Consider the following 12,442-nt stretch of genomic DNA (forward strand, 5'->3'; position numbering starts at 1 on the left):
CTCAAACGTACCGGTTGACCAGGGATTCCAGATATTCCTGCCGGCCCGACCGCGGCTGCGGATCGAAGCCGGGGGCCAGCGCGCGATCGGCGAGATCGGCGAGCGAGCGCTGGCCGGCCAGGATGGCGCGGCCCTCATTGCCGGCCCAGCCCTGGTAGCGCTCCGCGAGCGGCGTCGTGAGCGCGCTCGCATCCAACAGGTCGGCCGCAGCGAGGAAGGCCCGCGCGCAGGCATCCATCGAGCCGACATGGGCGTGGATCAGATCGTCGGGGTCGATCGATTGTCGTCGGATCTTGGCGTCGAAATTGAGACCGCCCGTGGTGAAGCCGCCGCGGTTCAGCATCTCGTGGAACACCAGCGCGAGCTCGCCCACGTTCATTGCGAACTGGTCGGTGTCCCAGCCAAGCAGATCATCGCCACGGTTGATGTCGAGCGAGCCGAACACGCCAAGCGCCTCGGCAAGCGCAACCTCGTGCTGGAACGAATGGCCGGCGAGGATGGCGTGGTTCTGCTCGATGTTGAGCTTGACGTCCTTGAGCAGGTCATAACGCTGGAGAAAGCCGTAGCAGGTGGCGACGTCGAAATCGTACTGGTGCTTGGTCGGCTCCTTCGGCTTGGGCTCGATCAGGATCGGGCCCTTGAAACCGATCTTGTGCTTATGCTCGACGACCAGGGAGACGAAGCGGCCGAGCTGGTCGAGCTCGCGCCCGATATCGGTGTTGAGCAGCGTCTCGTAGCCCTCGCGCCCGCCCCAGAGCACGTAGTTCTGGCCGCCGAGCCGGTGCGTGACCTCGAGCGCGGCGCGCACTTGTCCGGCGGCATAGGTGAAGACATCAGGATCGGGATTGGTCGCGGCACCCGCCATGTAGCGGCGGTTCGTGAACAGATTGGCCGTGCCCCAGAGCAGGCGCACCTTGGCGGAGGCCATCTTCTGTTCGAACAGATCCGCAATCGCATTGAGGTTGGCGACGGACTCGGCGAGCGAGGCTCCTTCCGGCGCCGCATCGACATCGTGGAAGGTGAAGAAGGGCACGTCCAACAGGCGGAACAGCTCGAAGGCGACATCGGCCTTGGCGCGAGCCATTGCCATCGCATCGCTGCCGTGATGCCACGGCCGCAGGAACGTCTCGCCGCCGAAGGGATCGCCGCCCGGCCAGCAGAACGAATGCCAATAACAGACGGCAAAGCGCAGATGATCCTCCAGCCTGCGGCCGTGGACGATGCGGTCTTTGTCGTACCAGCGGAACGCGAGCGGGCTCTTTTCGTTCGTGCCGCCGTAGGCGACCGGCGCGGTCGCACCGAAGAAATTTGCGGATGCGTTCACAAGGAGAACTCCTTCAGCGCGGGATACAATTTTCGCCACTGATGATAGGCGTCGTCATAGGCGGCAGCGGTGGATGCGCGCGGCACAAAGCTCGCGAGGCGCCGCGGACGGGTGCAGACTTGCGCCGGCTCTTCACCCGTAGCTGCGAGCCGGCCGAGCCGCGCGGCGCCGAGCGCAGCCCCGACCTCACCTTCCTCGACGCGGTGGACGGGAATGCCGAGCACGTCGGCGCAGATCTGCGCCCATAAGGCCGAGCGCGATCCGCCGCCGACCAGATCGACCTCCGAAATCGCCGAGCTCGCGCTGCCGAGCGCGGCGAGATTGTCGCGCGCGGCGAAGGCGACGCCTTCGAGCACGGCCTGGACGATCTGGTCGCGTCCGCTGGCGCCGCGCAGGCCCACGAAGGCGCCGCTCGCCGCAGCATCATTGTGCGGCGTGCGCTCGCCATCGAGATAGGGAAGGAACTTGATCGGGCTCGGACCCTCGACTTTCTCCCCGAGCGGCGCAAGCAGCGTAGTCGTCGGCGTTGCCATCACGCTCGAAAGCCAGGCGAGCGAGGCAGCCGCCGAAAGCATCACACCCATCTGGTGCCAGAGGCCGGGCAGCGCATGACAGAAGGCATGCACAGCGGAGGCCGGGGCCGGCGCGAACCGGTCGGTGACGCGAAAGATGACGCCGGAAGTGCCAAGAGACAGGAAGGCATCGCCGGGCGCGATCGCACCGAGCCCGATCGCGCTCGCCGCGTTATCGCCGGCACCGCCCGCAACCACGACATTCTTCGCCATGCCCCAGCGCGTCGCATATTCCGGCGCGAGCACCGCAGCTACCTCGCTGCCTTCGACGAGGCGCGGCATGTGATGCAGATCGAGTCCCGTGGCGTGCAGCAGCAAAGCAGACCAGCGGCGCTGGCCGACATCGAGCCACAGCGTGCCGGCGGCATCCGACATGTCTTCGACCATCTCGCCGGTCAGGCGATAGCGCACATAGGCCTTTGGCAGCAGCACCTTTGCGACGCGCCTGAAGATTTCGGGCTCGTGCCCCGCGACCCACAAGAGTTTTGGCGCGGTGAAGCCGGGCATCGCCAGATTCCCCGCGATCGCATGTAACGACGGGCAGCGCCGCTCCAGCTTGGCGCATTCGGCATGCGAGCGGCCGTCGTTCCAAAGAATGGCCGGGCGCAGCGGACGGCCGTCATCGCCGAGCAGCGTCGCGCCGTGCATCTGGCCGGAGAGACCGATGCCGCACACTTGCGCGACCTCGCGCGGGTGGCTGGCCGCGAGATCGTCGACCGCGCCGATCGCGGCCTCGATCCAGGCGTCCGGATCCTGCTCGGACCACAGCGGCGCGGGATGCGACAGCGCAAGCTCGCGCGCGGCCGTCGCGACGATCGCGCCGGCTTCGCCCATGAGCACCGCTTTCACACCGGACGTGCCGATGTCCATTCCGAGAAACACTTGTCGTCCTCCCTCTCCGGCCCGGCTGGCGATCTCTGTCGCCTGTCCCGCACGGGCCGTCCTCACACATCCGTTCTGCCTGCTAAAGCGCGATGAGATCAGGATGAACCGTCATCGCGCTTTAGGTTGTTGTTTGCGCATGATCTTTTCGGAAAACCGCTTCACACTTTTCCGGATCATGCTTCAGGGCAAATTGTCCCGCATCACGATGTCGATGCGGATTTTCTCCTGTTCGCTCAAGATCGGCTCGCCGCGCGCCAACGCCAGCAGCACGCGCACGGCGGCGCGCGCCTCGTGCCCGGGGTTCTGCGAGATCGCGGCGTCCATCACGCCCTGCAGCAGCAGTTTTCGCGTGAGCACCGTGACGTCGTGTCCGACGAACACGATCTGCTTGTCCCGGCCGGACTCGACCAGCGCCCTGGCCACGCCCTGCGTGCCGGCGCCGACATTATAGAGGCCGACGATATCAGGATGCTTGGCGAGCAGCCGCGCCAATAGCTGCCAGGAGCGCTCGTCCTCGTCGCGGCCCTCCAGCACCGGCAGCACGCTGAGCTCGATGAACTCCGAGGCCATCACCTGGTTGAAGCCGAAGATACGCTCGGCATGATCGCGCAGGCCCTGCGAGCCCGCGATGATCGCGACCTTGCCGGAGCTCAAATCAGATCTCGGGCCCACGAGCCGCCCGACCAGCGCGCCGGCGGTGCGTCCGGCCGCGATATTGTCGATGCCGACATAATGGTGGCGCCGCGACGACGGCACGTCAGAGACCAGCGTCACCACCTTGGTGCCGCCATCGACGAGATCGTTGATCGCCGCCCGCACGCCGGGATGATCGAGCGCCACGACGGCGATGCCGTCATACATACCGACGAGAGCTTCGAGCGAAGACGCGAGCACGGATGCGTCGAACACGTCGGTCGCGATCATCTCGACCGCGAGGCGGCGTGCCGAGAGCCAGGCCGTCATCTCGCCGAGATAGGACTGGATCTGCTGCATGAACAGGTTCGGCCCCGACGGCATCACGAAGGCGAAGCGCCGGGCGCGGCCGCGGGCGAGCTCGGCGGCGGCGACATGCGGCTGGAAGGAATTGCGCTCGATCGCCTCCTTGACGCGCCGCACCGTATCGGGCCGCACGCCGGGCCGGTTGTGCAGGACGCGATCGACCGTGGCGAGGCTGACGCCAGCCTGGCGGGCGATGTCCCTCAATGTCAGCGCGGTGGGCGCGTCCTGCGTCATGGGCTGAAGGCTAGCAGAGGTTTTCTGAGGTACGCAACTCATTTTGAGGAACGGATTGGGGACGGGCCTGCGTCCCATGGTGGCGAGCCGCCGCGGGTCTCAGCGCCCGGACAGATAGAGCGTCAGGAACAGGCTGTTGCGATCCTCGACATAGCCCTCAAACGGATCACACGGCACAAACCCGTGCGCCCGGTAAAGCGCGTGCGCGGGCTTGAAATAATCCCACGAACCGGTTTCGAGGCTCAGCCGCGCCATGCCGCGGGAGCGGGCTTCTCCGATGATGTGGCCGAGCATGAGCGCGCCAAAGCCGCGCCGGCGCGCGGTTTGAAGCGTATGCATCGACTTCACCTCGCCATGGGAGACGGAGAGCGCCTTCAGCGCGCCGGTGGCAACCAGCGTCTCATCATCCCAGCCGGTCCAGAACGCGACGTCCGCCGCACGCAGGCCGGACAGATCGAGCGCATGCGCGCTGCCCGGCGCCGTCTGCGCCGCCGCGCTCGTCCGGTGATAGTCGAGCAGCGCGATCACGCGCGGATCATTGGTGTCGCCGGTACGGATCTGCATGGCACTTCTCTTTCTCAAGGTTCGGCGACGCTTCAGCATGAACACGCAGCGGCATCAGACTTTTCCGTAGCTTGTGCCGCGCCGGACGACGATGACGTAGCGCGCATCCTGCCGGCTTTCATTCTCGAATGTCACCGCACGCATGACATCGAAGTCGAGGCAATCGCCTTCGCGCAGCCGCAACGCCTTGGCGTCGATATGGACGCAGATCGCCCCTTCAAGCATCAGGAGCTGCTGCGTGAAAGCGTTACGGCCCCACGGGCTGTAGGACACGCGCGCGCCGGCCGGAAGGTCGACGACGATGGTCTCGATGCCGGAGGCAGCATCGGCCGGCGAGGCGTGACGGCGGCGATAGCCGCTCTCGGGATCGCGCCATTGCGGCTGGTCGGCGAGCCGCACCAACCGCTCCGGCGGCTTCTCAGCGAGTGCGACGACGTCGCTCAAGGAGACGTCGAGCGCCGCGCAGAGCTTGTTGAGCAGAGCCGCCGTGGCGCTGCTCTGCGCACGCTCCACCCGCCCGATCATCGCGCGGCTAACGCCGGAGCGTGCGGCGAGTTCGTTCAGGGTCATGCCGGCTTGCATCCTGAGCGTCTTCAATCGGCGACCGATCGCCCGGTCGAGCTTTTGCTGATCCATTGCCTCTCATCCAAACCTTGCCTGGCAACGGACCGCACCCGCCAAGGCATGAAGGAGCTTAACGGGATGCGCGGCGAGCGCCGGGATCGAGAGACTAATATATTAGAATCTTTTGTGCGCGCGAACGACGCACAGCGCGATGGCGCCGGATGGAGATCAGACGCTGGCCAAAGACAGCTTGGAGCAGGCGAAAAGGGGATCGAATCCTCGTATACAGCTTTGAGCTGAATCCCAAAGCTTTGGTCGCGTGCGGAATGCGGCCGATCAATACAAGTTTAGCAAGCTTGTGCTGTAGCAGCAGAAGCCGGCCCTGTGCGAGCACACGAGCGTCTCAGGCCGAACATGATGCACTTCTACGATGCGCGGCTCAGTTGCCGGTCGAGAAAGTGAACCAGCTCATAAACTCTGATCGAGATGTGTGATAGCTCGTTACACACGGTGTGAAGTGTCGTCTCGCCTCTTGAGGAAGCAGATGCCGACGCGATCTTCTAGTCTTCACAAAGTGCGCGCGGCCCTAGTCGTCGTTGGGCTGGTGCTGTTCTGGAATTCGACTGCAGCGCCGCAGCAGGATTCGAGCCTCCTGCAGCAGCGGGAAGCCGGAAGCCTGCAGCAGCGCAAGGCCAAGCTCGAAGTTCAAAAGCTCGAGCTCGAGGCTAAAAAGCTTGCGCTTGAGACCAGAAAACTTGACGATACGCTTGGCTTTTGGGGTCCGCCGGTTCTCACAGCTATCGTTGGGCTTTTTGCCGTTTGCGCTTCCATGTTGGTGGCTCGCCGGAGCGCTCGCGCTGCTGAGCTGGCTGCTCACCGGCAAGCTTTCGCTACTTTGAAGGCAGCCCGTCGGAATCAGAAAGCCGACCTGGATCGAACCACTCACGAAAAGAGGCTCGAAAGTTACCCAGAACTTGTGGCGGCTACTTCACCATTGGCTATCTACTTCCCTGACCTCGCCTCCCCTGTCTCGGCCAATATGAGATCACTCGATCCGCACAAATGCGAAGCTATCGGTCGCGCAATCTCGAAATGGTACTTTCATTCGGGCCTGCTCTTGAGCGGTGAGGCTCGTGATGCCTACTTTCGGGTCGCGTATGCCCTCACACTCGCGTCATGCGCGGAGAAGCTGTATGTCCCGCTCTTCCCCGATGACGCCAAAGAAATAAGTACCGTAAACGTTGATCGGTACCGTGATCTTTTGGGCATCAAGGAACCCGACGACGAGACTGTCGAGAAATGGGGTTTTGGGGCTCCGCCGACGGCAACGGTTGGCGACAGAAAGCTAGAGCCCGCGCACTACAAGTTCAAAGATTATGTGTTTCTGCAGACGTTGAGCAGCCGGCTTCGAACCGCGCTTTCGGAGGATATTGGCAGCCGTCGGCGACCTGCAGAGAAGCCCTCCAGCCGACGCCTCTCAAAAGACGCACTTGCGGCATCACCAATTTAGCACTCTTCCGTGTGGTGCGCTCTATAAGCTCCGATGTAAACCAGCGTAGCCCGGATTGCACTCCGGTGCATGCGGCTACGGCGGATGAGCAAGGCTTTGGAGCGGGCGAAGGGAATCGAACCCTCGTATGCAGCTTGGGAAGCTGCCGTTCTACCATTGAACTACGCCCGCGGAGACGCGTGGTCTGCGCCCTCCTGATTAGCCGAGACGGCGCTTCGCGCCAAGCGCTTTGGCGCCTCTGCCCTCACGCTTCTTAACGTCTTGGCAAGAATCCAGGTGCGCCGGATTGTGGCGGTGTTATGATCCCTGTCCGGGCTAAGGCGTGCATGAGTGGGGCGTGCACATGGTGGGGCGGGCTTACGCGATATTCGATACGGCGATCGGCCGCTGCGGCATCGTCTGGAGCGGCGCCGGGGTCGTGGCCGTGCAATTGCCGGAAGCGCGGGAGCTCGACACCCGCCGCCGGATTTTCCAGATCCATCCTGAGGCGCGCGAGCAGCGGCCGGACGGCAACACCGAGCTTGCGATCGAGGCCATCGCGGCGTTCCTGCATGGCGAGGCCGCCGACCTCCCCGACGTCAGCCTCGATATGAGCGGCGTTCCCGGCTTCAGCCGGCGCGTCTATGACTTCGCCCGCGCCATTCCGCGCGGAGAGACGCGCACCCATGGCGAGATCGCCAAGGCGCTGGGCGCATCCGGCGCCTTGCATTCGGTGGCGCAGGCCATCGGCAAAAATCCCTTCATGATCATCGTGCCGTGCCACCGCGTGCTCGAGGTCGGGAACTATGCCGACCGGATCTCGCCTTATGGCGGGGTGATTTCAAAACGCCGGCTGCTCTCGCTCGAGGGCGCCCATCCGGTCGCCAGCAAGACGCTGTTCGAGGTGCTCCTGCCGGTTGCCCCGCCGCGCGCACCTACCTAGATAGCCTGGATGGAAGCGACCACGCTGAAGACGACGCCTGCGATGACGGTGTCGCGGTTTCGCTGCGATGCGGGACCGGACGACAAGCCGTTTGCCGAATACCGTACCGGCCATTCGCTGGCCTATGTCCGCGAGGGCAGCTTCGGCTGCCATTGCCGGGCAGGCTTCTTCGATCTGGTGGCGGGCTCGGTGCTGGTCGGCGCTCCCGGCGAGGAATACACCTGCACGCATGAGCATGTCAGCGGCGACGAGTGCCTGTCGTTCTTCATCAGCGAAGACCTCGTCGAAGCGCTGGGCGGACGGCGCGATGTCTGGCTGGTCGGCGCCACGCCGCCACTGCCCGAGCTGATGGTGCTAGGCGAGCTGGCCCAGACGGCAGCAGATGGCAACAGCGATCTGGGCATCGACGAGATCGGACAGATCTTAGCGGGCCGCTTCGTCGAGGTGGTCTCGGGCAAGCCGCGCAAGCAGGTTTCGCCGACGGCACGCGACCGCCGCCGCGCGGTGGAGAGCGCGCTGTGGATCGATGAGAATTCGGCAGACGAAATCGACCTCGACGAGGCCGCGCGGCAGGCCGGTCTCAGCCCGTTCCACTTCCTGCGCCTGTTCTCGGGCGTGCTCGGTGTCACCCCGCATCAATATCTCGTGCGCTCGCGGCTGCGCCACGCAGCGCGCCTGTTGAGCGATGATGACATCGCGGTCACCGACATCGCCTATGACGTCGGCTTCGGCGATCTCTCCAACTTCGTCCGCACCTTCCATCGCGCCGCCGGCGTGTCGCCGACGAAGTTCCGCCAGGCCTCTCGGGGGATGCGCAAGATTTTCCAAGAGCGGTTGGCCCTCAACTGATTAGTTCGTCTCCGGCGCGTGCCACCAAGCGGCGCGCTTTTGCAATGGAGACGATTATGTATGACCACATCGGATTGCGCGTTGCCGACCTCGACGCGAGCACGCGGTTCTATACCGCGGTGCTCGGTCCCCTCGGCTATGTCCTGTGTTCGAGCGGCGACGGCTATGCCGGCTTCGGGCCCAAGGGCGAGCCGGCGCTCTGGCTGCATCTGAACAAGGGGCGCAAGGCCGACGGCGCCCATATCGCGTTTCGGGCGAAAGACCACGACGCCGTGAAGAAATTCCACAGCGAAGGCCTGAAATCCGGCGGCCGCGACAATGGCGGCGCCGGCCCGCGCAAGGACTACAGCCCGACCTATTATGCGGCGTTCTTGATCGACCCCGACGGCAACAATGTCGAGGCGGCTTGCACGTGAGGTGGCAACCACTAGCGCCCCACGCACGCTGTCATGCCCCGGCTTGACCGGGGCATCCAGCACGCTGCGGCTTCTCGATTCAATCACACCCGTCTCTGGAATACTGGATCGCCCGAACAAGTCGGGCGATGACACCTGAGAGTGTGGCATGCACCTGCCCCGGGCTCATCTCTCCCCAATCAAGGACACATCCATGGCCTCCATCCACAACGACATCCCTCTCAATGCGACTGCGCGCGACGTGTGGGATGCGGTGCGCGATTTCGGCGCGTTGCACGAGCGTCTCGTGCCGGGTTTCGTCACGGCGTGCCAGCTCGATGGCGATGCGCGCATCGTGACTTTCTCCAATGGCTCAGTCGCGCGCGAGGTCATGGTCGATTGCGACGAGGCGCGGCAGCGGCTGGTCTATGCGATCAGCAACGAGCGGCTGAAGCATTACAGCGCCTCGGTGCAGGTGATCGCCGACGGCGAGGCGAAATGCCGGCTGGTCTGGACCATCGACATGCTGCCGAACGAGCTCGCAGCTTACGTGCAGGGACAGACCAAGGAGGCCGTGCACGCCGTGCACAAAGCCTTTCCGGGCTAGCAGTTCCTCTGTGACAATTTTCACAGAGCCCTCCCCGCGGCGGCTCTAACTATGGCGCCATGCGTCCGTGTGGCTCTGTCTCCGGGCGCCACGCATGCAGGAAGCCAGCCAAGGGAGCAAGCCATGAGAGGTGCTGACAAGGTGATCTGCCAGGCAGCCGTCGTGCTGCTGCTGTTTTCCATCACGAGCACGCCCGCGCGCGCACAGTTCGCAGGTCTCGGTGGCGGCGGAGATGCCGGCGGTCAGGACATCATGACGCAGATGGCTCCGATGCTGGAGATGATGAAGGCGAAGATGGGCAAGCGCCGCTTCGCCATGCTGATGCAGACCATGGGCCCGATGATGAGCCGCATGATGGAGAACGGCGGCTTTAGTGGCATGATGGGTGGCGGTGGTTTTGGCGGCCCCGGTTTCGGCGGCGGCTATGGCGGCTACGCGCCGATGGGCGGCATGGGTGTGGGCGGCGGCGATATCATGGCCATGCTCGGCGGTTCGGGCGGCGGCGACATGATGGCGATGATCCCGCAATTGATGCGGCTCGCGAATGTCGGCGGCGGCGGCCATCGCCGGCACAGGCATCACTAATCGGCAACGCCGGACAGAGCCGGCCGAATGTCCGGCTTGCCTGCACGCGGTCCCCAGCGCGTCAGCACGACGCTGGAGCACGAGAGCGTCCCAAGTACGACCATCGAGCTCGCCGCGAGCCAGAAGAAACTCTGCGCGGTCGCCGCTTGCGTTGACAGCCACCAGCCGCAGACCGAAATGAACAGGAGGCGCACAGTCTGTGCCAGCACCGGCCCCAGCACTTTGGCCGCGCCCTGAGATGCAAAATACATCGCGGTGGCGAGGCCCATGAAGGCGTAGAACGGCGCGACGGTGGACAGATATTGATGACTGGTCGCCCGCACGGTCGCGCTGTCGGTGAAGATGTTGACCCAGAGATCGGGGAAGATGGCGACGAGGCTCGCGGGTGTGCCGACGGCGAGAAACGCGGCCACGCCGGCCGTCCAGGCAATGCGTCGCGCGCGTGCGATCTTACCGGCGCCGATCGCCATGCCGACCATCGGCACCGAGGCGATGCCGAATGCGAACGCGATCGAGATCAGCAGGAATTCGAGCCGCGCGCCGACGCCGTAGCCGGCAAGGATCGCGGTGCCGAATTTCGCCAGCATGTGGGTGAGGATCGAGACGGTCAGCACCGATTGCAGCGGCGAGAAGCAGGCGATCGCACCCACTTTCAGGATGTCGAAGAACATCGCCCACTGCACCCTCAAGCCGGCCAGCCTGGGCACCACGCGGGCACGGCCGGAAAACAGGTACCAGCCCATGACGCTGATGTTGATCGTGTAGGCGATCAGCGAGCCGGCGGCGACGCCGCGCATCCCGAATTGCGGGACCGGCCCAAGCCCGAGACCCAGCGTGCCACCCAAGATGACCTGGCACACCGCCGAATTGAGCATCAACAGCGACGGCAGCTTCATGTTGCCGGTGCCGCGCAGCACGCCGGCCAGGGTGTTGAGCAGCCATGGCAGCACCGCACCGCCGAAAAACACCTGCGTATAGGCGATCGCCTGCGTCAGCACATTGCCGCGGCCGCCAAGCAACTCGAGCAGATGCGGCCCGAAGATCAGCATGCCCAGCATGAAGACGAGACCGAAGGTGATGCCGATCAGGAGCGCATGCGCGGCAAGCGTGCCGGCACGATCGCGGTCGCCTGCACCGAGCGCTCGCGCGATCGCGGAAGCCACGGCGCCGCCCATGGCGCCGCCGGACATCGTCATCATCAGGATCACGCAGGGAAACACCAGCACCATCGCGGCGAGCGATTCAACGCCAAGGCGGCCGATATAGGAGGTTTCCGCGATCACCACGCAGGTGCCCGCAGACAGTCCGATCACGTTCGGCCAGGCGAGGTTGAGCAGCGTGCGCAGGATCGGCCCATCGACCAGCGCGCTGCGTGGCACAGCAGGCTTCGCCGGCTGCGGTGGTGGCGCCAGCTCCTGCTCATCGACCGGAAGCTCGGCGACGCCGACGTCGGACATTTCCTCTCCCGAAAAGCCTTTTGAACCGCTACGGCGATTTGGCCGCTGCGTCTGTGAGCGCGATCACGTTCACCGTCAATTGACCGGCTTCAACCCCTGAACGAACGATATGAACGGCCTGTGTTAGCACGCCACGAACTGATTCCGCCTGCGTCCGGCGCACGGCCCCTCTGCGGTAGCGCATTTCGGCGCGTGGAAAAGTGCTTCACTCCCTCTCCCCGCAAGCGGGGCGGGGCGAGGTGAAGCGCGCGGGCAGGATCTTCGCTAACCTATGCTCCGCAAGAACGGCGGCTTGCCGGCTGCACCCGCTGGCAGCCGGACACCGTGCACGAGCGCCTGCCCTGGTCCGCTTCGCGAATTCTACGGCGAGGACGCAGCCTTTGCGGCACGCTCGCGCTCGACCCGCTCTGTCACGTCGCGCGCCATCGCCACCGAACCCTGCACGGCGCCGCCCGCATCCCGCACCAGCGCAAACGTCATCTCGATGTAGAGTCTGCGTCCGCTCTTGTGCAGCGCGCGGGTCAGCGTGGGCCGGCCCGCGAGCTTCATCGTGCCGCTTGCGATCGCGGCCTCAAAGCCCTTCCAGTGCGCGGCGCGCAAATGTTCGGGAATGATGAGGTCGAGATTTTGGCCCAGCGCTTCCTGCGCCGAGAAGCCGAACAGGGCGCTCGACCCACGATTCCATCGGACGATCGTGCCCGCCCGATCCGAATAGATCAGCGCATCCGCAACGTCGTCGAGGATACGTGCGTCGAGTTGGGATTGATCTGTCATCGCGTTTCATCCGCTACAGAGCTTATCGTTATCGTGATGCCGCAACACACTACGCTGTCGTCCCGGGCAAGCGAAGCGCGACCCGGGATCCATAATCCCAGGAGCAGTTTTAGCGCATAGCCCTCAACCCGGAGTCTTCGCCAAACTACTCCCTGGGGTTATGGGTCCTCGCCCCCGTGCGCAATTGCGCAACTAGGCCAG

13 protein-coding genes and 1 tRNA gene are annotated in these 12,442 nt (G+C 64.6%); 6 read left to right on the top strand and 8 right to left on the bottom strand.

Features of this window, described 5'->3' with window-relative positions; translation table 11 throughout:
- Position 1: 1 nt before the first annotated feature.
- The 5 genes from xylA to ACV1FX_RS21875 form a co-directional block, all read right to left on the bottom strand.
- Positions 2-1,324: a xylose isomerase gene (gene xylA / locus ACV1FX_RS21855; protein ID WP_473119621.1), complete on the bottom strand. Its 1,323-nt coding sequence runs from the start codon at positions 1,322-1,324 to the stop codon at positions 2-4.
- Positions 1,321-2,778 carry a xylulokinase gene (xylB, locus tag ACV1FX_RS21860; protein ID WP_473119622.1) on the bottom strand — a complete coding sequence of 486 codons (1,458 nt, stop codon included), beginning with the start codon at positions 2,776-2,778 and terminating at the stop codon, positions 1,321-1,323. Before xylB ends, xylA begins: the two co-directional genes overlap by 4 nt.
- Before the next feature lie 183 nt (positions 2,779-2,961).
- Positions 2,962-4,014, bottom strand: a complete 1,053-nt coding sequence (locus ACV1FX_RS21865) for a LacI family DNA-binding transcriptional regulator (RefSeq protein ID WP_473119623.1) — start codon at positions 4,012-4,014, stop codon at positions 2,962-2,964.
- 99 nt (positions 4,015-4,113) lie between these two features.
- A complete protein-coding gene (locus ACV1FX_RS21870; RefSeq protein WP_473119624.1) occupies positions 4,114-4,578 on the bottom strand; it encodes a GNAT family N-acetyltransferase in 465 nt (154 codons plus the stop codon).
- Positions 4,579-4,632: 54 nt separating this feature from the next.
- Positions 4,633-5,214 carry a helix-turn-helix domain-containing protein gene (locus ACV1FX_RS21875; protein ID WP_473119625.1) on the bottom strand — a complete coding sequence of 194 codons (582 nt, stop codon included), beginning with the start codon at positions 5,212-5,214 and terminating at the stop codon, positions 4,633-4,635.
- A gap of 472 nt (positions 5,215-5,686) precedes the next feature.
- Between ACV1FX_RS21875 and ACV1FX_RS21880 the strand changes: the two genes are divergently transcribed.
- Entirely contained in the window at positions 5,687-6,652 is a 966-nt protein-coding gene (locus ACV1FX_RS21880) for a hypothetical protein (RefSeq protein WP_473119626.1), read from the top strand.
- 97 nt (positions 6,653-6,749) lie between these two features.
- On the opposite strand, the gene ACV1FX_RS21885 is transcribed toward ACV1FX_RS21880, so the two are convergent.
- Positions 6,750-6,823, bottom strand: a tRNA-Gly gene (locus tag ACV1FX_RS21885).
- 172 nt (positions 6,824-6,995) lie between these two features.
- On the opposite strand from ACV1FX_RS21885, the gene ACV1FX_RS21890 reads away from it, so the two are divergent.
- From ACV1FX_RS21890 to ACV1FX_RS21910, 5 genes are all read left to right on the top strand, one after another.
- The gene (locus ACV1FX_RS21890) at positions 6,996-7,574 is read left to right on the top strand and encodes a methylated-DNA--[protein]-cysteine S-methyltransferase (RefSeq protein WP_473119627.1); all 579 of its coding nucleotides are present in this window, start codon (positions 6,996-6,998) and stop codon (positions 7,572-7,574) included.
- 9 nt (positions 7,575-7,583) lie between these two features.
- A complete protein-coding gene (locus ACV1FX_RS21895) occupies positions 7,584-8,423 on the top strand; it encodes a helix-turn-helix transcriptional regulator (RefSeq protein WP_473119628.1) in 840 nt (279 codons plus the stop codon).
- Positions 8,424-8,479: 56 nt separating this feature from the next.
- Positions 8,480-8,839 carry a VOC family protein gene (locus ACV1FX_RS21900; RefSeq protein WP_473119629.1) on the top strand — a complete coding sequence of 120 codons (360 nt, stop codon included), beginning with the start codon at positions 8,480-8,482 and terminating at the stop codon, positions 8,837-8,839.
- Between the two features lie 193 nt (positions 8,840-9,032).
- Positions 9,033-9,425 (top strand): SRPBCC family protein, encoded by a 393-nt coding sequence (locus ACV1FX_RS21905; protein WP_473119630.1) that lies wholly within the window; start codon positions 9,033-9,035, stop codon positions 9,423-9,425.
- A gap of 123 nt (positions 9,426-9,548) precedes the next feature.
- Positions 9,549-10,010 (top strand): hypothetical protein, encoded by a 462-nt coding sequence (locus ACV1FX_RS21910; RefSeq protein WP_473119631.1) that lies wholly within the window; start codon positions 9,549-9,551, stop codon positions 10,008-10,010.
- Here the strand turns inward: ACV1FX_RS21910 and ACV1FX_RS21915 are convergent.
- Positions 10,007-11,467: an MATE family efflux transporter gene (locus ACV1FX_RS21915; protein WP_473119632.1), complete on the bottom strand. Its 1,461-nt coding sequence runs from the start codon at positions 11,465-11,467 to the stop codon at positions 10,007-10,009. The two genes, ACV1FX_RS21910 and ACV1FX_RS21915, sit on opposite strands and share 4 nt — an antisense overlap.
- Before the next feature lie 360 nt (positions 11,468-11,827).
- On the bottom strand, positions 11,828-12,241 hold the full coding sequence (locus tag ACV1FX_RS21920) for a PAS domain-containing protein (RefSeq protein WP_473119633.1): 414 nt from the start codon (positions 12,239-12,241) through the stop codon (positions 11,828-11,830).
- Positions 12,242-12,442: the final 201 nt, after the last annotated feature.

This window comes from Bradyrhizobium ingae, assembly GCF_055791185.1.